This is a genomic window from Microbacterium sp. SLBN-154 (assembly GCF_006715565.1).
In the GTDB taxonomy this organism is placed as follows: Bacteria; Actinomycetota; Actinomycetes; order Actinomycetales; family Microbacteriaceae; genus Microbacterium.
In genome coordinates this window covers 1,078,254-1,099,789 of record NZ_VFNL01000001.1, presented here as the reverse complement: position 1 = coordinate 1,099,789, position 21,536 = coordinate 1,078,254, and the positions used below count along the sequence as shown (strand labels likewise).

The following is a 21,536-nucleotide window of genomic DNA, read 5'->3' as shown; positions in this document are numbered from 1 at the left end:
CCCTCCCGGTGGTGCGGGTAGCCGGCAAGCCGGCGCATCGGGACCCCGCGACACTCCCCCGAAACACCCCCATGGCAGTATGGTCCGCAGGTTCGGGACACGAGAGGCACCATGGAGCTCATCGACTACATCCGCATTCTGCGGAAAAATTGGCTGATCATCGTGGTCGCGACGCTTCTGGGCATCGGTGTCGCCGCGACCTACTCGCTGACGCGAACTCCTCAGTACGAAACCCAGAGCACCGTCTTCGTGTCGAGCCAGACCGGCTCCACGATCCAGGAGCTGCAGCAGGGCAATACGTTCACCCAGGCACGCGTGACGACGTACACCAACCTTGTCGACACGCCCATCGTGATGAACCCCGTGATCGCCGAGCTGGACCTCGGCATCACGGCGGCGCAGCTAGGTGGCAAGGTCGAGGCATCTTCGGCGCTCAACACCACGCTCATCACGATCACGGTGACTGATCCCGACCCGATTGCGGCTGCTGACATCGCGAACGCGCTCGCGTCGAGCCTCACCTCCGCGGTGGAGCAGATCGAGACGCCGAACGGCTCCGAGACGAGCCCAGTTCGCCTCACTCGCGTGAAGGATGCTCTCCCACCGCTTTCCCCGTCGAGCCCCAACGTTCCGCTCAACCTCGCGCTGGGCGGACTCGTCGGCCTCGCTCTCGGTATCGGAGCCGCGGTTCTTCGCTCGGTGCTCGACACCCGCATCCGCTCGCCGCGCGACGTCGAGCAGGTCACCGACCGCCCGATGATCGGCGCGATCCCCTTCGACCCGAAGGTCAAGGAGCGGCCGCTGATCGTGCATGCCGACCCGCTGAGCCCGCGCGCCGAGGCGTTCCGGGCGCTGCGCACTAACCTCCAATTCCTCGACATGGACGGCCGCGCCAGTTTCGTCGTCACCTCGAGCGTGCCCAGCGAGGGCAAGTCAACAACGACCATTAACCTCGCGATCGCTCTAGCGGATGCCGGCAAGCGCGTTGCGCTCATCGACTGCGACCTCCGCAAGCCGAAGGTTGCCGAGTACCTCGGCATCGAGGGCGGGGCGGGCCTGACCGACGTGCTGATCAACCGCGCTCGCGTGGGCGATGTCATGCTGCCGTGGGGTCAGCGAAGCCTCTACGTCCTCCCTGCGGGCAAGGTTCCGCCGAACCCCAGCGAGCTGCTCGGTTCGGCGCAGATGCATACGCTCCTCGAGGTGCTCGAGCGTGACTTCGACGTCGTTCTGTGCGACGCGCCGCCGCTTCTTCCTGTGACGGACGGCGCGATTCTCGCCAAGGCGACGAGTGGGGCCATCGTCATCGTCGCCTCCGGACAGACCAACCGCCACCAGCTCGACAGCGCATTGGACGCGCTGCAGACGGTAGGGGCGAAGGTCGCTGGCCTCGTGATGACGATGGTTCCGACCCGCGGTCCCGACGCGTACTACGCCTATGGCGCCGGATACGGATACGGGTACGGCTACTTCCAGGAGCAGCCCGCGGAGGGGCGCCGCAAGAAGTCCGATAAGGGCGCCGGTCGCCGTCGTGGCGCGCCGTTGGCTGCCGCACCCGTACCCGCTCCTGCGCCGACGACACCGCAGCGAGGTGAACGTTCCACCGGCGCCGACTCGTCGGTCCGCAGGCCTGCGGATGTCGGGCCCCCGTCGCAGCGCTGATATCCGTGTCTCGACGCTCGGTGAACCTCACCGGCGCCCGCTGGGTCGCGGTCGCCGGCGTTGCCGCGCTCACGATCATCGTCGTGGTGCTCGCATCGCTTGCGCTGCAACGCTCCCGCGGTGAGACCGCGGCCCAGCCGAACCCCGTGCCCTCCTTCACGCTGGGAGTGACGACACCCACACCGACACCGACTCCAGAGGCACCCAGCCCGGCTCCGCCAGCCAGTCGCGCCGACGAACGCTTCCTCACCACGGGTAGCGCTGTCTGGTGGCGGGGGGTCGCGGGCCAGTGCGGTGTTACCGAGCCGCTGATCGAGAGATCGGATGACGGCGGCGCCACCTGGACGGACGTGACTCCGCGGTACCTCGGTGTAGGCCAGGTCATGGCGATGAGCGCATTTACCGCTGCCGACGCCGAGATGGTCGCCGCCGTGGGGCCGGACTGCGAGGTGCAGGCCCTTCGCACCTACACCGATGGTCAGTTCTGGGAGCCCTACCCGGAGGTGCTCGCCGCCTCGCGCTACCTCGACGCCGTCGACCCGGGCGTGGTGATCGTCGCCGGCGAACCTCTCCCCGCGCCCTGCCCGGTGCCAACCGGTCTCCGCGCGAGCGGCGACGTCGTCGCGCTGATCTGCGACGGCACTCCGCACCGCTGGATCGACGGATCCTGGCAGCCGATTGAAGTCGCGGGGGCGACCGCGCTCGCTGCCACTCCCCCGTCGCTCCTCATCGCCCACACGGATGCCGCGTGCCCCGGTCTCGCGATCACCGAGGTCGCCGACACCACGGCGCTCATGGGTTGCCTCCCCGAGACGGATCCGGCGGCGCCGCTCGCGATCACCCGGGATGGCGAGGCCATACGCGCCTGGTCGGGCGACTCCGTCAGTGAGGTCGCAGCACTATGAACGAGCCGGAGAGCATCGACGAGGGCAAGAGTGGGGAACGTGGCGTACCCGACTCCGTCACGCAACAGAGCGGTAACAGCGCTCGTAGTAACCTGCACGAAGGCTGGGAGCCAGAGAGGCAGGTTGAGTTGACGTCAGACACACGCGTCGCCGAAGCAACGACCGCTTCGAGCGACACGAGCGAAGAATCGACTCCCGCACCGAGCCCCATCCTGAGAGCTTCGGTGACCGGCCCCGCGCGCGGTGACGCGGCCGGCTGGCGCCGCACCTACAGCCGTATTCTCTGGTTCAGCGACCTCTTCGTCCTCTTCTGGGCCGTCTACGGGTCGCAGCTGTTGTGGTTCGGCTTCGGCAACGTCGACGTCGCCATCCGTGCCGACTCCCGCATTTCCGAGTTCTCCTACTGGCTCTTCTCGGGTGGCCTCATCGTGGCATGGATGTGGGTCCTCGCCCTCGTCGACTCGCGCAGCTACCGCACGGTGGGTACGGGAAACGCCGAGTACGTCCGCGTTGTCGACTCGAGCCTCCGCCTCTTCGGTGCTATCGCGATCATCGCGTTCCTCACGCGAGTGGACGTTGCGCGAGGATACCTGCTAATCGCCCTCCCGCTGGGAATCGTCGCGCTTCTTCTGACGCGATGGCTCTGGCGCCAGTGGCTCATCGCGCAGCGGATCCGTGGCAACTACTCCGCGCGCATGATCCTCGTCGGTTCCGTCGAGTCCGTCACCCAAGTGGCCCGCGAACTCCAGCGTGCTCCACGGGCCGGCTACACGGTGGTGGGCGCGTGCACGCCGAGCGGCACAGTGGGCGATGTTGTTCCTGGCACGTCGATTGCCATGATGGGAAGCGTCAACGCGGTGGAGCGCGCGATGGAGCTGACCGGAGCCGACACCGTCGCCGTGACGAGCACCGACGAACTACCCCCTGACAAGGTCAAGCAGATTTCGTGGGGTCTCCAGGCCGGGCGACAGCACCTAGTTCTCGCGCCCAGCATCATCGATATTGCCGGCCCGCGCCTCCACACACGCCCAGTCGCGGGCCTCCCGCTCATCCACGTCGAGACTCCGCGCTTTAGCAAGGGCCAGCTCTTCCTGAAGCGGATGCTGGACTGGTCGGCGACGTTGGTCGGCATTGTCCTCCTGAGCCCGTTGCTGGCCTTCCTCGCGATCAGCATTCGTCTTTCATCCGAGGGACCAGTCCTGTTTCGGCAGACGCGTATTGGCCGCGGCGGCAGACCGTTCACGATGTTGAAGTTTCGTTCGATGGTGATGGACGCCGAAGAATTGCTCGAGAAGCTCCAGCGTGAGCGAGAAGAGCAGGGCATCGACTCGGGCAACGAGGTCATGTTCAAGATGAAGAACGATCCTCGCGTCACCCCAATTGGACGGGTCATGCGTCGATACAGCCTCGACGAGCTCCCTCAACTCTTCAACGTGCTGGGCGGTTCTATGTCCCTCGTCGGGCCACGTCCTCCGTTGCCCATGGAAGTTGAACAGTACGCCAGCCACGTGCACCGGCGATTCCTCGTGAAGCCAGGCATCACAGGCCTGTGGCAGGTAAGCGGGCGCTCATCTCTCTCTTGGGAAGACACTGTTCGCCTCGATCTTTCCTACGTCGAGAACTGGACGATGCTTGGCGATATTGCCATCCTGGCCAGGACCGCGCGCGCAACCCTCGCACCCGGAGAATCCGCTCATTGAGTCGATTGTCGCGGCCCTCCAATAACTCGATCGAGAAAGCAACCAGAGCACATGAGTAGCACACAAGTGCCAGTCGGCGGCGTCCAGTTTACGGTCAGCTCCATGCCTGATGCTGTCGATGCGCTCCGGACTGCCACAGAGTGTCGGCGTGGGGTCAGCATGAGGCTGGCCAATGCCTACTGCGTCGCGTTAGCGACCACCGACGATAGCTACCACCAACTCCTGAACAATTCCGGCGTGAACTACCCGGACGGAACACCTGTGGCATGGGCATTGCGCGCCGCGGGACAAAGCGACGCGCATAGGGTCCGAGGGCCCTCCTTCTTCACGACTGCGCTTGCGCACCAGGAGGCTGATGGTGTGCGACCCTTCTTCCTCGGTTCGTCACCCTCGACCCTTGCGGCACTCCAGACCGAAGTATCGCGAAAGTTCCCGGCGCTCGCCATCGCGGGGGCGTTCTCCCCTCCATTCGCTCCGATTGACTCAGACTTCATCGACGAATGCGTGTCGGCGGTGGAAGAGGCATCCGCCGACATGGTGTGGGTGGGTCTCGGTACCCCAAAGCAGGATTTCCTATCAACGGTGCTCGCGGAGCGAGTGGGGATACCCGCGGTGGGGGTGGGCGCGGCGTTTGACTTTGTTGCAGGGACCGTTCCCGAGGCTCCCGCGTTCGCACAAAAGTTCGGCCTCGAGTGGGCCTTTCGGTTCGCCATGGAGCCGCGCCGACTCTGGAAAAGGTACACGATTGGAAACGCTCAGTTCACCTGGGCTGTAGTGCGGAACTGGCGAGAAACAAGGGCTGCAACAAGATGAGCACGACGGAGCACGAAACACCAGTCATCCTGGTCGGCTTTCGCAGAGGCAATGAGCTTAGGCAAACGCTAGAGGCAACGATCTCCCACCACTCCGGTCCGATCTACGTCTTCCTTGACCACCCGCGGGATAACGTGGCGTCCGATGTGGCCGCGTGTGAAGAGGTCGGGACGATGGTGTCGGAGTATGCCGCAGAGCATGCGAGGGTCGTTGTGCGGCGCCCACCGCAGAACCTCGGCGTCGCGCGTGCGATGCCAGCCGCAATCGACTGGGCATTGGCCGACGGCTTTGACCGATTTATCCTCCTTGAGGAAGACTGCCTTCCGAGCCCCGACTTCTTCCGCTTCATGGTGGAGAACCTCGAGCGCTATAAGGATGACCCACGCGTAGCGATGGTCAGTGGTAACCAATTCCTCCCACCTGAGATGGCGAGAAAGCTGCCCTATTCGTACTACTTTTCCCGCTTCATTCACATATGGGGCTGGGGCGCGTGGGCGCGTTCCTGGGCGTCCTACGACCACCAGATGACCGCGTTGCGTGATGAGGTTGTGCGAAGCAATCTACGATCTCTCTTTCCGAGGAAGAGAGAGATGGTGTTCTACAGAAGGGTCTGGAACAGGCAGCTTAGCGACGCGAAGGACACGGCCTGGGCGTCGCGCTGGTTGCTCGCGATGCTCCTCGCGCGCGGCCTGTGCATCTGCCCCCGTGAAAACTTGGTGGAGAACGTCGGCTTCGGCCAGGAGAGCACTCACACGCGACGTCAGTCCCGATACCACCGAACGCGCCACCAAGCCATGGGCTTCCCCCTCGTGCACCCCCCCCAGGTCATTGAGTGGCGCATCGCCGACAAGTGGTGGTTTGACCACCTCATCTCGAAGCACCCGCTCTCGCGCGTACGACGCTACGCACCTACCCTCTCAAGGAGCAAGTAATTGACTCAGATCGCTTTGTGGGGGTCTTATCACTACGGGAACTTTGGAGATGATCTCATGGCTGAGATGTTTGCAAGTTTCCTCAGCTCTGATGGTCACGATGTGACCGTGATTTCACGAAACCCCCGCGTAGTTGAGAACGCGTCGGCCAAGATCGTGGACAAGCTCGAGAACTGGTCCGCGCCCGACGAGCCTCTCATCGTGATGGGAGGTGGTGCCATGCTTTCTCGGGACACCGTTCTGGAGTTCTTGGCTCGTCCAGCCAGCCGGGCCGTGGACAGCGAATTCAAGGAACTCACCAACTTCGCTTCCCGCGCGAACGCGAGAGTGCTTCCAATCTCCATCGGAGGATCAGGCACGCCGGACGGTTCTGGGATCTTCCACAACCGCAGAAGATTCTTCCGCGGTGACGCCGCCCCAGAAGGTACAGTACGGCTGAAGGGCGATTCGACCCTGATGTCTCGTGTCTTTGGCAAGAGCTACAGCTTCTTTCCCGATGTCTTGTTCTCGGCTTCTGCTCATCTTCCGCAGGTACCCAAGCCCACGTCGACTGCTCGCGCGCGGGTTGGCGTTAATGTTCACGAGAAGCGCGCAACATCGCTGGTGGACGCACTGAACAATGGCGCGCTTTCTGCGCAATTTCAGTTCATTCCCGTTGTAACTCACAGCTCCGCTTTTTCGGGGCACTATGAGTGGGGCCACAGCGAAGCTGATCGCGTGCAGTATCAATCCGTGAGCAGCTTCTTGCGCGAACTCGCCTCGTTTGACGCAATCGTCTCCGACAAGCTTCACGTTGGTCTAGTCGCCGCAACGTTTGACGTGCCATTCTTTTCATTTCAACCGAAGGCGAAAACCCGCGCGCTTCATGAAGAACTAGGACTCGCGCAGGCGGTGACCGAGGAGCCCGCCGGAGTAGTGGCTCAACTGGCGTCGCTGGCTGCCGGGTCGGCTCCTCAGACATTGCGAGACCGCATAAAGAGCGAGGGCCTAGACGAGGCTGCAGACGGTCACAGAAAATTTCTCCTCGCGCATGCGTGATAGCGACTGACGACGATCGCGGCCTCTCACTCGGGCGCTGCGAACGGGCCGAGTTTGTTCGGTCTAGCCAAGGGTCATGGGGCGCGTCCTCAGTTAGAGGGTGTTTGGCATTGACGCGTCAGCATCTTGGCGAACTCGATCCGTCTCACGAGGGCTGCGGCCAGTTCATTGGCGCACCATATGCCTGGCTTGCTCGGGTTGACGCTCAGCATCCACACCGGGCCGTCTTGATTTGAGCAGCGTAGGCTGATCGCTTCCGCCATCCCTCACCCCCTCGAGTATTCCTGAACTCGCCAACCGAATTGGGAGGCAATAAGACCTCGCCCGTACAAGAACCGATTCCAGTGCGACGCCTGGGGGAAACGACAGAGAGGCATGTCGGTCAGCGACATGACGGCTCCGTATGCAAGGTTTGCGAATCCAACTAATAGCAGCCGGCCCACGGACGTCGTGCGCCGCAGGACGATTCCATTGACTACCCCCATCCGCAGCCCTCGCCGTCGTAGCCATTGACGCGTCATCCGGCCATGCGGAACTCGCTCGAATACGACGGCCTCCGCGCAATATCGCACCACCCCACCAGCGATGACGATGCGCGAGAAGAAGTCTGTGTCGGAGCCGCCCGTTCTGGAAAAGGCGGGGTCAAACTGCGGACACCCCGCGTCCACCCAGGTGGATCTGGCTAGCAGCGTATTGTTCGAGGCGGCGGTCCAACTAGTCGAGCCAGTGTCGCGTATCGATCGCTGGAAGAAGCCCCCGCGGATGACCCAGTCAGGAGTCTCAGGCGGGAAGATAGACACGACCGGCCCTGTCACGATCCCCCCTCCCGAACTCAGGGCATAGGAAGTGAGCTGTGCTAGCCAGTGCGACTCCGGAACCTCGTCGTCATCCACAAAGACAATGGCGTCCCAGTCGCCGCGAGCAAAGATTTTAAGACCAGCATTCCTCACCTCTGCGATGCCGGGTTTCGGCTCATGAATGTAATTCACTCGAGCCGATAGCGCCATAGTGGCCTCAACCTGCGCCTGCGCAGAAGCCTCATCATCGTTATCGATGACCAAGAGGGTCGCGTCCATGGAATCAAGCTGGGGAATCGTGGCTTCAAGGAACTCACTCAATTCGTTGGGGCGTCGATAAGTTGGTACTGCAACCAGGACCCGCATCCAGCTATCTCCTTCTCTTCTTCGTTACACATCAATGTCCTTTGAAACCGTCGCGACCCTAGTCGCATGATGTCATCACTCAAATTCATACGCCGGGGCCGTCAGCTCAAGCCTGATGGCGAAGTGGATGTCGCTTTCATTCGAACAGAGGACGTAGAATCCACTCCCGAAACTCTCACCGATATTCCTGCGCTCGAGAACTGTTTTCGTCGATAAGCGCAACCAGGATGCATGGTCGGCCGGGCCGAGCTCTTCGGGAACGCCAAACCGAAGCGTGGCGGTTCGACTAGCAGTGTGCGTAAGGCGCGCTCGCACGATCAGCCAGCCCGCAACTTCCCGCGATGACACTTCCACCGTACGCTGGCGCCTGGCGACGAAGTGGCGCAGTAGCCAGAGCCTCCGGAGCCTGGACATCCCCTTCATTCGGGAAAGTCGTTTTCCGAAGGGGCCGGGCTGACGCCTTAGTGACCAAACAGAGCTCATCTCGTCCTCGGTGAAGTCGACCCGCACGGGCCGAGCGCGCACGTAAGTCGAACGACCGATTTGAGCACTGACCCCACCCGAGAGGGCAGAATTCGACTGGTCGGGCCACGACCTGTCCGAGTAGATGACCCTGGTATAGAACGGATCGTCCGCTATCAGCCGGAGGTCCGTCGATGTACGATCGTACGATCCATGATTGAGTAGCAGTTTGCTACCCACCTCAGAGCGAGCGAAAGCGAATCCCGGCGAAGGAGATAGCCTTATCCGGGCGGCTGGCTCAGGCTCCGCGTCGTTCCATTCAGGCATCCAGAAACCGGATTCTTGCCCTGCCAGAAGTGCGACAAAAGACTTCCCAAACCAGTAGGACGCAAGGGGTCCCGAGTAGCGCTGAGCCACTCCCTCCTGCTGCCCAGCCCACCCCAGTCCCACCCCCCCGATGCGAGCCAAGTCTTCCCTTGTTGCGAAGTAGTTCATGACCCGCGAAGCGAGGATCGATCGCGGCAGGGCGCCACTTTCCGCTACGTCAGGCAACAACGCTGTCACGCTCAAGGGGGCAGCCACGCCGAAGCGATATGTCAGGGACCTGCCATATCGGATAGGCGCACCGTCCGGCCCCATCAGCCACTCCAAGTCATTGAGGAAAGAGCCGAGTCGAGCTACCCGCTTCTCGGCGGGCGGGCGCCCCTCGAGGAATGGAACTAAGTAAAAGTAGTAGTGGAACGCGTAGGAGTTGTAGTAGTCGAAGGTCGCACTGCCACCGTCTGTGTACCACCCGCCACCTACGTACCACCCGTCCACCTGCTGTTCGCACCAACGTTCCATCGCCAAAAGCTCGGGATCGTGGCGTCCGACACTTCTCAGGAAGCGTGAGATGGTCCAGCCGAAGAGAACCCAGTTGTTGGCTCTCTTCGTCGCCGTCAGTGCGCTCTCTCTGAGCCAGGTCGCGACCTCCGCTCGGAGGTGTGGCTCCATGGCCTCCCACATATGGTGGCGCCCAAACCAGAGCGCTAACGCGAGAGACGTAGCCTCCGGAAGAGCCGCAGACGGCGATACCGCAAATAGACGAAAAGCTTCGTTTCTTCCAGCGCGGGCCGAGAGGAACAGCGCAAGCTGGCTCATACCGACCTCGATTGCATCTCGATCCCCGGTGGCCGCCACGAGAGAAGTCAGCATAAATGGTCGCGCGAACGATTCCAGCGTGTCAGCAGCAACACCATGAGAGCTCCTGGCGGAGACGGACGGCGAGGCCCACTCCGCCGACGCGGGGAGCGCCATGGACTTGGCTGCAGCAAGCCAGCTCGGGTAAGTCGGTTCTATTCGCAACTATGGCCTCCGCCGCCCGAGGGCCATTCTCGCGACCCTCAGTACTGTCGCGTACTCATTCCGTATCCCCGGCACTAATCCGACCGCAAGCCCGATCGCGACCAGCGCGGCGCCGAGCCCTGCGAGCAGTGCGACGAGATCATTAGTGATAAGCGCCGTGCTTGCCAGTCCGACCGCCACAACCAGCACCGCAACCGCGATCGACTTCATCCCCGTGACGAACAAGGGCCGGAAAGCTACTTTGAGCTTTCGCGTCATCCACCACAGCCCCACGAGCCAGTACGCGGCGTAACCGACCGAGTGGGCCGCCGCCACTCCAAGGACACCCCAGGGCAGCCCCCCCAAGATCGTAAGCGCCAGCACGGGAAGAGCGATGAGATCGAACCGGAGCATGGTCCCAGCGCGCCCGCTTGACAGGTAGGCCCAGTAGGTGATCTGCATAAGTGAACGGAAAACGCCGCCTACCGCCAGGATCTGCAGAATGACCCCGCTGAAGCCCCACTTCTCCCCGTACACGACTGAAACGCCTACCTCTCCCAACGCAATCATCAACGCAAAGAACGGGACAGTTACGAACGCTGCCACCTTCTGCGCAGTATGCAGATAGCGCTCAAACGGCCCTCCACCGTTCCACACCCGCGCCAAAGTAGGAACCGCGACCCGGGTCAGCGGAGCGTTGAACTGGCCGATAGGAATCATCAATAGCTGATATGCACGGTCGTAGAAGCCTAGAGTGACAGCCCCGAGAAATCGACCAATCGCAACTGTGTCCACGTTCCGAACCGCGTAATTGAGAGTCTGTTGACCGGCAACAGCAGCACCGTAGCTGAGAAAAGACCCCATCGGCGCCTTCGCTGGGAGCCCGGGGAACCATCCACTAAAGACGATCAACATTGCTAGCGCTGATACTGCAACCGCGAGCTGCTGCCAGAATAGCGCCCAATACCCGAGACCCAGGATAGCGAGCACAATAACTACGACAGAACCGAACAGTTGTGCAAAAGTCTCGGCTATATTAACGCGGGTTATCTTTAGACCTCGGACTAGATGAGCCTTGAACTGGACGGAGACTCCGTTGACCGCGAACACCAGCGCGAGGGCTTGAGCAAGCGGCCCCAGCCGCGGCTCGCTGTAGAAGGTCGCTAAGAGGCTCGACGACAAGAAGAGTGCGACACCAATAAATAGACCTAGTCCAGTGTTCATCCAGAATAGGTTGGAGGCCTGTCTGCGTGAGAGACTCGGGGCTCGAGAAACTGCGTTCATGAAGCCGAAGTCACGCAGGATCTCCGCCAAGCCGACGATCGCGATGATCATCGCAAAGAGGCCAAAGTCCGCGGGGTTAAGCAGCCTCGCGACTATGACCATCGTCCCAAGCCCAATGACCATTCGAATCAGCTGGAAGATGACAGTCGATGCCCCGCCCCTCGCTGCAGCGGATGCGAGTGATGTCACGATGACCACTCGTCTTGGCTTCCCCGATTTAGCAAGTCAGTCCAGCGGCTGATGTACACGGCTTCCGAATGATCCGTTTCGTACGCTCTGCGCGCACCACGAGCGAGTTGAGATAGCGAATCTCCTGACACAGTCGACACCGCTTCAACCATGCCGTCGATATCACCAAACGAAATGAGTACCCCCGTCTTCTCGTCCTCCACTAGGTCAGAAACACCTCCGACGTCGTAGGCAATGACGGGCACCCCGGCGGCAAATGCCTCGATCAGCACGAGCGGCTGAGCTTCGTACGCGTAGCGGCTCGGGAAGATCAGAGCGTCCGCCCAGACGAAGAGATCGTCGCGACCGCCTTCGTCGACGGGACCCACGTACGCTAACTCTTCCGGATCTACCCTGCTTAGTAGGTCATCGAGTCGGGCCATAACGTCGGCGGGTCCGGGGTGCCCAGCGATTCGGAACTGCGTTCCGTGCCCGGCGAGGCGTGTCGCGAGCTCGATGAAATCGAACACACCCTTCTCCTCGAGCAGATTCGAGAGGTACAAGAGTCGAAGCGGCCCGCCGCGGCGGATGGAGTCCCCCTTCGCAGGCGAGCGGGCGGGGTTTTTGATCACCGTTATCTTTTCCGGCGAAACCCATTTCTCTATGTCACGTATCAACGAGGGCCCGAGGACGACAACGTCATCAAAGCGCGATAGAACCTCGCGAACCCGGTTTGCCCACCAACTGCCGCGCTCCGCCAGGCTCACAAAGCCCACCGTGTGTATGTAAGCAATCATCCGACGTCGACGCCCACATAGCCTCAGCACCAACCAATCGATCAGGAATGACCCGGGACGGTTGGTGACAAAATAGATAATCGGGTCTCTCGATCCCCTGAAAGCTCGTCCCGCTCTCACCAACAGGCCCGGAATCGAAGAGAGTTTGCTCACAGTGAGCTTGCCGACATCCGCGACTTCCGAGCTGAAACGCCTGTCCACGAGCTGAACGTTCCATCCGCGCTCAGTTAGCAACTCAATCAGCCTTCGCGTGATCACTGTCGACCCATGGACGGGCGGAGGAACCTGGCTCAAAATAACGCAGTGAGGCACCTGGGATAGTCTTTCTCGTTTGTCAACAGAGCCGAGCAGAGCCAACCTATCCGAACGCGGCGACTCGAGCAGCACTGCCGCCGCACTCGACACCGAGTGGCAACTTCGGCGAAACATGCCGCCCGGTACGCTTGTGAAGCCTTCTCGACTACCGACGTGAAACGCGTCGCCTGAGCACCCTAGGACAGCACTTTGGCCAAGCGCGCACTCATCACTGGTATCACGGGTCAGGATGGCTCGTATCTCGCGGAACTCCTCCTCCGGAAGGGGTATGAGGTGCACGGCTTGATCCGTCGGGCGTCAACGTTCAACACGCACCGGATCGATCACCTCTACGTGGACCCGCATGACCCGTCGGCGAAACTGTTCCTGCACTACGGGGACCTGTCCGATGGTGCGCGGATGGTGACGCTCATGGCCGAGATCAATCCGGATGAGGTCTACAACCTGGCGGCGCAGTCGCATGTGCGGGTGTCGTTCGATGAGCCGGAGCACACCGCCGACACCACCGGTACCGGTACGATTCGCCTGCTCGAAGCGGTCCGGTTGTCGGGAATTAAGACCCGCTTCTACCAGGCCTCCACCTCGGAGCTGTATGGTGCGACGCCGCCGCCGCAGAACGAGGAGACCCCGTTCTACCCCCGCTCCCCCTACGGGGTTGCAAAACTGTATTCGTACTGGATCACGAAGAACTACCGCGAGGCGTACGACATGTTCGCCGTCAACGGCATCCTGTTCAACCACGAATCCCCCCGTCGCGGGGAGACGTTCGTAACCCGCAAGATCACCCGCGCGGTCGCCCGCATCAAGGCCGGGGTGCAGAAGGACATCTACCTCGGAAACCTCGACTCGATCCGCGACTGGGGATACGCCGCGGAGTACGTCGAGGGCATGTGGCGGATGCTGCAGGTCGACGAACCCGAAGACTTCGTCCTCGGCACCGGTGTCGGCTACACGATCCGGGACTTCCTGGAGACCTCGTTCGGGCACGTCGGGCTGGATTGGCAGGAGTACGTGAAGTTCGACGAACGGTACCTGCGTCCCACCGAGGTCGACGCGCTCATCGGTGACCCGTCGAAGGCGGCGGACAAGCTCGGATGGGTTCCCACCATCGACGGCAAGGAACTTGCCAAGCTCATGGTCGACGCCGACATCGAGGCCCTCGAAAAGGGCGCCGAGTGGATCGACACCGTGAAGCTCGCGTCGTGGGGCACCGCGGACACGGTGGCGGCCCGATGACCACCGCCACCGACGGCGTCGGCTACACCCCCGGAGAGCTTGACCGCGACGCCACGTTTTACGTCGCCGGCCACCGGGGCCTGGTCGGGTCCGCGATCGTCCGCCGGCTCGAATCCGCCGGGTTTGACCGGGTCGTCGGAAAGCCGTCCGCCGAGCTGGACCTGAAGAACCGGGATGCGGTCTTTGCGTACATGGGTGAGATCAAGCCCAAGTACGTCGTTCTGGCCGCGGCGAAGGTCGGGGGGATTCTGGCGAACTCCACCTACCCGGTGGACTTCCTCAGCGACAACATGCGCATCCAAACCAACGTGCTCGACGCGGCGGTTGCGAACGATGTGGAGCGGGTGCTGTTCCTCGGATCGTCCTGCATTTATCCGAAGTTTGCCGAGCAGCCGATCCGGGAAGACTCGTTGTTGACCGGGCATCTGGAGCCCACGAACGATGCGTACGCGATCGCGAAGATCGCCGGGATCCTGCACACCCAGGCGGTGCGTCGCCAGTACGGGCTTCCTTGGATCTCCGCGATGCCGACGAATCTGTACGGGCCGAACGACAACTTCTCCCCGAAGGGCTCACACGTCCTCCCGGCGCTGATCCGCCGGTACGACGAAGCCGCCTCCACGGGGGCTGGGTCGGTGACGAACTGGGGCACCGGAACACCGCGGCGGGAGTTCCTCCACGCCGACGACATGGCCGACGCGTGCCTGCACCTCCTCGAGCACTACGACGGCCCCGCACAAGTCAACGTCGGCACCGGGACGGATGTCACCATCCGCGAGATCGCTGACACCATCGCGGACGTCGTTGGATTCCAGGGTGAGACGGAGTGGGACACCACGAAGCCCGACGGGACCCCGCAGAAGCTCCTGGATGTGTCGCAGCTTGCTGAGGCGGGGTGGACCGCGCAGATCTCCCTCCAGGAAGGCCTGGAGCGGACCGTCGCCTGGTACCGCGACCACGCCGACGCACTACGCCAGTAACGAGCGCCCCGAATGACCTATCGACACATCGTGCTCTTCCGAGTCCACGACGATGTCGACGACAACCGAGTGACCGAAGCAATTGAGCGGCTCCGGTCACTCGGCGTTCTACCCGGCATCCAGTCTTGGCGAGTCGAGCTGTCCCTGGACACTCGCAAAGGACGCGTCATCGTCGAAGACGCATCCTTTGTCGACAGGGCAGCGTTCGAGGCGTTTCGGGAACACCCCGAACACACGAAAACCGCTGAGACCATGGCCGACACCTCCGACTGGTGGATCGGAGACTACGAGACCCGCTAACGCAACATATTGCAGATTTCCTTGTGATCGGTGACGGAACTTTAACCGGGATGTCCGAAGGGGGACTTCCAGAGCCCCCGGACTCCCTCACCTTCGTGGGGCCTGCGACTCGCGACGGCGGCACTGTCGGGGCGTCGATAGTTCAGATTGCCTGGGAACTCCGAGAGTCGTTTCGCCTGTCGGAGCTGCCCCAGAGGGTAGGACTTGACGAATCCGACCTACTCGGCCACCGCCCGGAGGAATGACGCAGCCTCGGGCGACTTGGAACGCGTCCACACATCGGACAGGTGCGTTTGGTCTTGAAAGATCGGCAGACCCGCTGAATCGACGGCCATGCAGACCTTCGAGCAGATGTCGTCATTGACGTCGAAGACGTCCTCGATCGCAAACTCACTCGTCATCTCATCGTGCACCGACGCGAGATCGGTGATCAGCGAAAACGCATCATCAACCGATGACTGGCAAGAGACCGCGTCAGCGCCAAGCCGGGTGAGGCACTCAGCTGGGTTGAAGAGCATGCGTGGGTTGTCCTCAACGACGCCCACCTTGATGCCGGCGTCTTGAAAAGAGGAGAGCTGCTCGCGGTACGCGTCCTTCCACCTTCTGATCTGATCCGGCCGAGCCAGCTCAGTCAGATCATCAGCGCGAATTGTGTCGTTATACCCGAATGCATTGGAAATGACGACAGCCTGAGGCAACTCGTTGGCGAGGATAAGCGATGTGTCTTCTCGGAACGATGCGCAGGTCGGATCGTAGCGACCGGCGTTGTCGATCACAGTTACCTGCATGGACGGGCAAGAACTTTTCCATCGCACGATGAGCCGAATCCCAGCGTCGCGGGCAGCCTCGTCGAATGCGGCGACCCAGTGCCCCGCGTGGGAGTCTCCGATGAGAGCGACGGTCGCTTGACCGTCTCGGTCTCCCATGACGCACGGCTCTGTGGAGTCGGAGCAGTTAGTCGTGGGGAGCGTTTCAGCTGCAGCCGCATACGTCCGCAAAGGCTCTTGCCGCATGAGCACCCACGCTGCTCCGAAGACGGCAACAGCCGCCACCGAAGCGGCTGCCGTCATCGCGGCGCCGAATTTGAAGGTCCGACGCACCGAGCCTGTTAGCCGAGGTGCGAACCGCAGGGGCCGCTCGACCAGGTAGTAGCTGAGGGCGCCGACGCCAAGGGAAAGAACGCCCGCTGCGGCAGTTGCCCAAATCTGGCCAGGGAAGAGGGCAGCCGCGAAGACGATAAGGGGCCAATGCCAGAGGTACCAGGAGTATGAAACTTCCCCAATCCAGACGAGCGGTCGAGCTTGCAGAGCACGGGTCACCGGGTCTGGGCGAGGTGCGCCGCCGGCCGCGAGAATCAGCATTGTGCCGACGAAAGGAATGAGCGCAGCAATACCGGGGTACGGCTGACCTTCGTGAATGGTGAGGAGACCCAAGCCGATGATGACGACGCCGGCTGAAGACATAAGCAGTCGCAACCCGGCCGCTGGCCGGATGCGAGCAGCGGTCAGCGCAAGCAGGCCGGCGCCTGCGAACTCCCATGCGCGTGTCGGGAGCAGATAGAACGCCGCGTCCGGATCGCGAGGGCTGAGCCAGATGGACAGTCCGAGCGATGAGACAAAGACAAGCGTGAAGCCGATCGCGAGGACGGTCTTGAGCTTCAGCCACCGGCGAGCGATCACCGCACCCAGGATCACCATGAGTGGCCACACGAGGTAGAACTGCTCCTCGACCCCGAGAGACCACATGTGCAGGTAGGGGCTGAGCCCCGTACCCGTGTCGAAATAGTTCGTCGACTGTTGCCAGAACAGAATGTTCGCGACGTAGAGGACAGACGCGACGGCCTGCGCCGCGAGTACGTCCCAACTGATCACGGAGCTCAGCACAGCCGCGATAGGAAGTGTGCCTACTACCACGACGACGAGCGCAGGCACGAGGCGTCGTACGCGCTTCGCCCAGAACGTGCCAAGGGCAATGCGCCCCCGCTCCCCGACTTCCCGGACTAGCAGAGTCGTAATTAGGAAGCCCGAAATGACATAGAAGATGTCTACTCCGATGAATCCACCAGGGATGACGGTCGCACCCGCGTGGAATGCAACCACCGGAACGATAGCGAGGGTGCGGAGCCCCGTGATGTCAGGCCGATACCAGCGATCAGGGGATCTTGTCACCCTCAGGATCGTAGTGGGGACGCGAACGCATGCCCGTATCCCCGCTACGCCCGAAACAAGACGGTTACCTGGTTAGGCGAGCGAACCGTGATCAGGAGAACCCGATCCGTCGTCACCATTGCACAAGCAGACGGGGCGGTCGCCACTGGAATCGGTCCGGTCTGTCTGATGGTCTTGCTCGGGGTCGAGCCCCGCGCCACCAGAGCGCACGATCTGCCTCATGGAACACCGCACACCGATTGAGCGCATCGGCGAGTGGTTCCACCCATTCATGCGCGGCTCAGGAGAGGATTCGGCCCGGTTCGACCTCTGCGGAACCCGAGTCGGCCCGGGCGAAGGAGTTCGCGAGGTACGCCGCGCGTATCGCGACGAGGGCTGCAGCCGCGAATCGATCATCGGCTGACGCGGTACCCTCCTGACATGACCGACAACGCAATGCGCGACTTCGCCCGCGTCGTAAACGGGCTCTCCTCTGCACTCGATCTCCAAGGCGATGAGCAGGCGATCGCACGGTACGAAGCTGAAGCTCGTGATGCGTTTGATCGGCTCCTCGCTGAGAGCGGCGTGGCCGAGCAGCGATGAGCGAACTGACTCGGCGTCTACCAACGCACAGCATCGCGAGGTTGGCGGTGCGCGTGTTCAAGGGCAGCCCTCGAGCCGACGACAACCGCGGTTTGGCTGCCTTCGTGGTCTTCCTTTTCATCGCGGGATGGATCATCTTCACCCAGGGTCCGAGTTGGTGACGGCTCTGGCGCCAACGCAGCAGTCGCGTCCGTCGCGTGCTCGCATCAGCCAACTGCCCTTCACTGCCGTCATCGGCGCGTTCTGGATGGTTGTGATCTCGGCACCACGCCTGATTTCCCTCGGGCCGGTGAGTCTTTCCGGCGCAGTCACGATCCTCGTCGCGGTCCTGGCAGTCGCCTGCCTCCCGATCTATGCCGTCAACACGAGCGCTCGCCGTTCCGCGTCCGGGACCTACGAACCCAGCCGAACCCGAGTCCCGTGGCCGCTCTGGGGATTCCTTCTCGTCCTAGCAACAAACTTCGTCTACACGGCAAGCGCCGGCCAGCTGGACGTAGACTCGATCCAGAACCTGTGCGTGTACTTCTCCTTTGTCGCCGCAATCGGATTCGCCGCGACCGCGAGGACGATCGAAATCATCGATCGCGGCTGGGAGCTGTTCCGCACACTCGGCACCTTCGCCTCGTACCTGTGTCTGGTGATGGAGGTCACCGGCCTGACGTTCCTGGGCTCGCGCCCCATGGCGATCGTCGGACTCATCATCCTCGCCATCGTCGTCCCGGGAAAGCCCGAGAACCTCTGGGTTCTGCTCGCCCCATTCGCGATGGTCGGCGCTCTCGCGCTGAGCCTGTCGCGCACGGGAACCGCGATCGGCATCCTCTTCCTCGGCTTCATCGTCCTACGGGGGCGACGCGGCAAGCGACTCGTGCGCGGCATCCTGCTCGTGTCCGCTGCGGTCGGCGCGCTGGTGTGGATGTTCCTCTACTATCAGCCGTTCCGCGACCGGTTCCTTGTTGGTGATGCTGCACTGCAGATCGGTGGGCTTTCAATCAGCACACAAGGGCGCGCGACGTTCTGGGACCTACTGCTCGCCAACGTCGGCGAGAACTGGCTCATCGGCCAGGGCCTTGGCTCCGCGGCCCGCCTCATCACGGCGTACATTCCCTCGCAGAGCCATCCACACAACGACTACCTGCGGTTCTACTTCGAGTTCGGCCTGCTGGGCGTCTCGTTGTTCCTCGCTGGCTACCTCCTGCTGCTCTTCCGAGTCTGGAAGAACGCTCGCGTTTCCGACAGTTCGGTGCACTGGGCTGCTCTGATCGCCATGTTGGCTGTCGGGTTTGTGGCGATCACTGACAACCCCTTCGTCTATCCCTTCGTGATGCTCCCTGTCGCGGCGCTGGCGGGCTTCTCGCTTGCACGCGCTCGGTTGGAGCTGGCGAGCGCGGGCCTGTCAACGAAATTCGTCGATGGGCCCGCACCGTGAGGGGCCAGGCCGCAAACGGCAGTAGGAAACCAGCCAGCGCGTCCGGGCAGACTGACGACCAGCGGCCTTGTCGTGGGTGTTGTTGCCCGCGGGGTTCATTCCGCTCCCTCCGGGACCGAGGCCCGAGTCACTCGTCATTTCGAACAGGGGAAGCCCCTTCTCCTGCGACACTTCCGCGGGAGCAGCCTTGTACGAGGACCACGGTGCCACCGGAGTGCCGGGGTGGGAAGGGTCCGCATCGGAAACTTGGACGGTCGACTCGTGCCCTACAGCGGCGATCGTCGCATCCACGAGTGAGCCGATGACCGTCTTACGCGCCGAGTCCGACACCTTCTTTCGGTGCTCATTCACCATGTACTGGATCGTCACGAGGCGCGGTTCGATGGCAGTCCACATCGTCGGCTGACGGGTCGCCGAGTCGCCCGCGAGCGTTTCGTTCGCCAAGTGGAGGGGTGGTTGGGGTGCCGCCCAGACGCGCACTGCCCTGATGCGGCGAAACGATGCCGGCCCCGGTGGACGCGACCCAGGCGGCATCGTGACGGTATGCGGGGGTCAGTTCCCTTGGTTCGGGCGGCGGCGGACGACGAGCAGCGTGGTGGCGCCGGCGACGAGGAGCGAGCCACCGAGGGCCACTGCCGACCACGCGGGATCGGGCCCGGTCGCCGCGAGGGCGGTGGCTGCGTCGGGTCGAAAGTGGGGTCCGGGGGGTGCCCCTATGTAGTTCGTCGAGTTCCGCTCCTCGCGTCGATGAGCAGTAGTGCGACGGGGGTGCCCGGGCAAGACCGAGGTTTGCGGCACTATCGGCGGGAGTGATGCTCTCAAGTCCAGCCCGGATCGCGATGTTTGAGGCTTGGCGGTTCGGTGGCGGGTGGTGGCGGCCCGTTGGCGGCGCGGTGACGTGGTGGAGGCGGGGAATGAACGGGTTGTTGCGCCCCGGGTCTATCGGAGGCTCGGTGTGACCCGTTCGCTGTCGTGGACGGGCGCTTGGTGTGAATCGTAGTGATGTTGTTCGGCCTCGACGGGCGGGATCATGCCGATGGCGCCGTGCAGGCGGCGATGGTTGAACCAGTCGATGTATTCGGCGACCGCGAACTCGATGTCGTCGATAGAGCGCCAGGGGCCGCGGTGGCGGATCAGCTCGGCTTTGAAGAGCGAGTTGAACGCCTCTGCGAGGGCATTATCGTAGTTGTCGCCGCGGGATCCGACCGAGGCGACCGCGCCGGCTTCTACGAGCCACTCGGTGTAGCGGATCGCTCGATATTGCACTCCTCTGTCGCTGTGATGGGTGAGGCCCGTGGTGTCGCGCCCGTCGCGCTGACGTGTCCAGATGCCCATCTCCAGGGCGTCGAGGGCAAGGTCGGTGCGCAGGCTCGTGGACAGTTGCCAGCCGACCACCCGCCGGGAGAACACGTCGATAACGAACGCCGCATAGACCCAGCCGGCGAACGTGCGGATGTAAGTGATGTCCGCGACCCAGAGCTGATCTGGCGCGGTCGCCGTGAACGCCCGCTCGACAAGGTCCAGCGGCAGCTCAGTCGGGTCGCCGGGAACGGTGGTGCGCGGTCCTCGACGCCTCATCACGCCGCGCAGTCCGTCGCGCCGCATCAGCCGCTCCACGGTGCAACGAGCGGCCAGGTGCCCTTCTCGGCGCAGTTGGGCATGCACCTTCCGGACGCCGTAGACGCCGAGGTTCTCAGAGTGCACCCGGCGGATCTCGGTGAGCATCGCCTCGTCGCTGACCGCTCTCGCGGACGGCGTCCCGTTCTTGGAGGCGTAGTACGTCGACGGGGCGATCGGCAGCTCCTGACAGATCGGCTCGACCCCGAACTCGGCTTTGTGCGCGTCGATGCAATCGACCATCAGCTGTGCGGGCGGTCGAGCTCCGCCGCGAAGAAAGCCGACGCGCTGCGCAGGATCGCATTCGCCCGCCGCAACTCACGCACCTCACGCTCCAGGTTCGCGATGTGCTCCGCGTCGTCCGTGGACCTGCCCGGTCGCAGACCACCGTCCACCTCGGCGCGCTGCACCCAACCGCGCAGCGTGTCCGGCGATATCCCCAACTGCTGCCCGACCCTCGTGCACGCACCCCGACGACCACCGTCCTCGTCACGCGCAGCGAGCACCAGCCGAACAGCACGCTCCTTCAACTCAGGCGGATACTTCTTCAACTTCGGCATGCTCCTCATCCTTTCGGGATGTCAGGAGCCTCCACCAGACCCGGGGCGCAACAGGTATGAACGGGTGACGTCCCGCTGAGTGGTGGAGTTTCTCAACACCGTGCG

Annotated in this window: 17 protein-coding genes, 1 pseudogene and 1 other annotated feature; of the genes and pseudogenes, 12 read left to right on the top strand and 6 right to left on the bottom strand. The window is 62.8% G+C overall.

Translation table 11 applies throughout. The features are described 5' to 3' along the window. Positions 1-111 precede the first annotated feature (111 nt). The 6 genes from FBY40_RS05545 to FBY40_RS05520 all read left to right on the top strand — a co-directional run bounded on the left by FBY40_RS05545 (position 112) and on the right by FBY40_RS05520 (position 7,050). A complete protein-coding gene (locus tag FBY40_RS05545) occupies positions 112-1,662 on the top strand; it encodes a polysaccharide biosynthesis tyrosine autokinase (RefSeq protein WP_141937048.1) in 1,551 nt (516 codons plus the stop codon). A 5-nt stretch (positions 1,663-1,667) separates the two neighbouring features. Continuing rightward, positions 1,668-2,567, top strand: coding sequence for a hypothetical protein (locus tag FBY40_RS05540; RefSeq protein WP_160141360.1), 900 nt, complete (start codon positions 1,668-1,670; stop codon positions 2,565-2,567). Next, the gene (locus FBY40_RS05535) at positions 2,564-4,267 is read left to right on the top strand and encodes a sugar transferase (protein WP_141937044.1); all 1,704 of its coding nucleotides are present in this window, start codon (positions 2,564-2,566) and stop codon (positions 4,265-4,267) included. Before FBY40_RS05540 ends, FBY40_RS05535 begins: the two co-directional genes overlap by 4 nt. Before the next feature lie 102 nt (positions 4,268-4,369). Beyond that, complete coding sequence (locus FBY40_RS05530; protein WP_200829931.1) at positions 4,370-5,080, top strand: WecB/TagA/CpsF family glycosyltransferase; 711 nt, start codon at positions 4,370-4,372, stop codon at positions 5,078-5,080. Continuing rightward, positions 5,077-6,012 (top strand): glycosyltransferase, encoded by a 936-nt coding sequence (locus FBY40_RS05525; RefSeq protein WP_141937040.1) that lies wholly within the window; start codon positions 5,077-5,079, stop codon positions 6,010-6,012. The genes FBY40_RS05530 and FBY40_RS05525 overlap by 4 nt, the downstream gene beginning before the upstream one ends. 57 nt (positions 6,013-6,069) lie before the next feature. Beyond that, positions 6,070-7,050 (top strand): hypothetical protein, encoded by a 981-nt coding sequence (locus FBY40_RS05520; RefSeq protein ID WP_160141359.1) that lies wholly within the window; start codon positions 6,070-6,072, stop codon positions 7,048-7,050. 266 nt (positions 7,051-7,316) lie between these two features. Here FBY40_RS05520 and FBY40_RS05515 read toward each other — a convergent pair whose 3' ends face one another. From FBY40_RS05515 to FBY40_RS17535, 4 genes are all read right to left on the bottom strand, one after another. Then, positions 7,317-8,213 (bottom strand): glycosyltransferase family 2 protein, encoded by an 897-nt coding sequence (locus FBY40_RS05515; RefSeq protein WP_141937035.1) that lies wholly within the window; start codon positions 8,211-8,213, stop codon positions 7,317-7,319. A gap of 75 nt (positions 8,214-8,288) precedes the next feature. Next, complete coding sequence (locus FBY40_RS05510) at positions 8,289-10,019, bottom strand: DUF2264 domain-containing protein (protein WP_268815532.1); 1,731 nt, start codon at positions 10,017-10,019, stop codon at positions 8,289-8,291. Then, positions 10,020-11,471 carry a lipopolysaccharide biosynthesis protein gene (locus FBY40_RS05505; RefSeq protein WP_141937031.1) on the bottom strand — a complete coding sequence of 484 codons (1,452 nt, stop codon included), beginning with the start codon at positions 11,469-11,471 and terminating at the stop codon, positions 10,020-10,022. It abuts the gene before it with no gap. Continuing rightward, positions 11,468-12,676, bottom strand: coding sequence for a glycosyltransferase family 4 protein (locus tag FBY40_RS17535; protein ID WP_141937029.1), 1,209 nt, complete (start codon positions 12,674-12,676; stop codon positions 11,468-11,470). Before FBY40_RS17535 ends, FBY40_RS05505 begins: the two co-directional genes overlap by 4 nt. Positions 12,677-12,751: 75 nt before the next feature. Here FBY40_RS17535 and gmd point away from each other — a divergent pair, with 75 nt between their 5' ends. The 3 genes from gmd to FBY40_RS05485 are packed head-to-tail and all read left to right on the top strand — an operon-like array spanning position 12,752 to position 15,078. Further along, positions 12,752-13,798 (top strand): GDP-mannose 4,6-dehydratase, encoded by a 1,047-nt coding sequence (gmd, locus tag FBY40_RS05495; protein WP_141937028.1) that lies wholly within the window; start codon positions 12,752-12,754, stop codon positions 13,796-13,798. Then, positions 13,795-14,778, top strand: coding sequence for a GDP-L-fucose synthase family protein (locus FBY40_RS05490; RefSeq protein WP_141937026.1), 984 nt, complete (start codon positions 13,795-13,797; stop codon positions 14,776-14,778). Before gmd ends, FBY40_RS05490 begins: the two co-directional genes overlap by 4 nt. Before the next feature lie 12 nt (positions 14,779-14,790). Beyond that, positions 14,791-15,078, top strand: coding sequence for a Dabb family protein (locus FBY40_RS05485; protein ID WP_141937024.1), 288 nt, complete (start codon positions 14,791-14,793; stop codon positions 15,076-15,078). Between the two features lie 218 nt (positions 15,079-15,296). Here the strand turns inward: FBY40_RS05485 and FBY40_RS05480 are convergent, their stop codons facing one another. After that, on the bottom strand, positions 15,297-17,246 hold the full coding sequence (locus FBY40_RS05480) for an acyltransferase family protein (RefSeq protein WP_160141357.1): 1,950 nt from the start codon (positions 17,244-17,246) through the stop codon (positions 15,297-15,299). Positions 17,247-17,666: 420 nt separating this feature from the next. Here FBY40_RS05480 and FBY40_RS17290 point away from each other — a divergent pair, with 420 nt between their 5' ends. From FBY40_RS17290 to FBY40_RS05475, 3 genes are read left to right on the top strand one after another with little or no spacing between them, the layout of a single operon-like run. Continuing rightward, entirely contained in the window at positions 17,667-17,828 is a 162-nt protein-coding gene (locus FBY40_RS17290) for a hypothetical protein (RefSeq protein WP_160141356.1), read from the top strand. Next, complete coding sequence (locus FBY40_RS17285; RefSeq protein ID WP_160141355.1) at positions 17,825-17,989, top strand: hypothetical protein; 165 nt, start codon at positions 17,825-17,827, stop codon at positions 17,987-17,989. Before FBY40_RS17290 ends, FBY40_RS17285 begins: the two co-directional genes overlap by 4 nt. Then, on the top strand, positions 17,986-19,254 hold the full coding sequence (locus FBY40_RS05475) for an O-antigen ligase family protein (protein ID WP_160141354.1): 1,269 nt from the start codon (positions 17,986-17,988) through the stop codon (positions 19,252-19,254). The genes FBY40_RS17285 and FBY40_RS05475 overlap by 4 nt, the downstream gene beginning before the upstream one ends. Positions 19,255-20,193: 939 nt before the next feature. Here FBY40_RS05475 and FBY40_RS05470 read toward each other — a convergent pair. Beyond that, positions 20,194-21,431 (bottom strand): annotated as a pseudogene (locus tag FBY40_RS05470) (IS3 family transposase). Beyond that, positions 21,040-21,153 (bottom strand) — a sequence feature (AL1L pseudoknot). Its footprint overlaps the pseudogene before it by 114 nt. Positions 21,432-21,536: the final 105 nt, after the last annotated feature.

What these genes read in the sequence shown, in the direction of transcription:
- FBY40_RS17290 (WP_160141356.1), top strand. Translation starts at nt 17,667, where the DNA reads ATGACCGACAACGCAATGCGCGACTTCGCCCGCGTCGTAAACGGGCTC.
- FBY40_RS05530 (WP_200829931.1), top strand. Translation starts at nt 4,370, where the DNA reads ATGCCTGATGCTGTCGATGCGCTCCGGACTGCCACAGAGTGTCGGCGT.
- FBY40_RS05545 (WP_141937048.1), top strand. Translation starts at nt 112, where the DNA reads ATGGAGCTCATCGACTACATCCGCATTCTGCGGAAAAATTGGCTGATC.
- FBY40_RS17285 (WP_160141355.1), top strand. Translation starts at nt 17,825, where the DNA reads ATGAGCGAACTGACTCGGCGTCTACCAACGCACAGCATCGCGAGGTTG.
- FBY40_RS05535 (WP_141937044.1), top strand. Translation starts at nt 2,564, where the DNA reads ATGAACGAGCCGGAGAGCATCGACGAGGGCAAGAGTGGGGAACGTGGC.
- FBY40_RS05515 (WP_141937035.1), bottom strand. Translation starts at nt 8,213, where the DNA reads ATGCGGGTCCTGGTTGCAGTACCAACTTATCGACGCCCCAACGAATTG.
- FBY40_RS05520 (WP_160141359.1), top strand. Translation starts at nt 6,070, where the DNA reads ATGGCTGAGATGTTTGCAAGTTTCCTCAGCTCTGATGGTCACGATGTG.
- FBY40_RS05525 (WP_141937040.1), top strand. Translation starts at nt 5,077, where the DNA reads ATGAGCACGACGGAGCACGAAACACCAGTCATCCTGGTCGGCTTTCGC.
- FBY40_RS05490 (WP_141937026.1), top strand. Translation starts at nt 13,795, where the DNA reads ATGACCACCGCCACCGACGGCGTCGGCTACACCCCCGGAGAGCTTGAC.
- FBY40_RS05485 (WP_141937024.1), top strand. Translation starts at nt 14,791, where the DNA reads ATGACCTATCGACACATCGTGCTCTTCCGAGTCCACGACGATGTCGAC.
- FBY40_RS17535 (WP_141937029.1), bottom strand. Translation starts at nt 12,676, where the DNA reads ATGTTTCGCCGAAGTTGCCACTCGGTGTCGAGTGCGGCGGCAGTGCTG.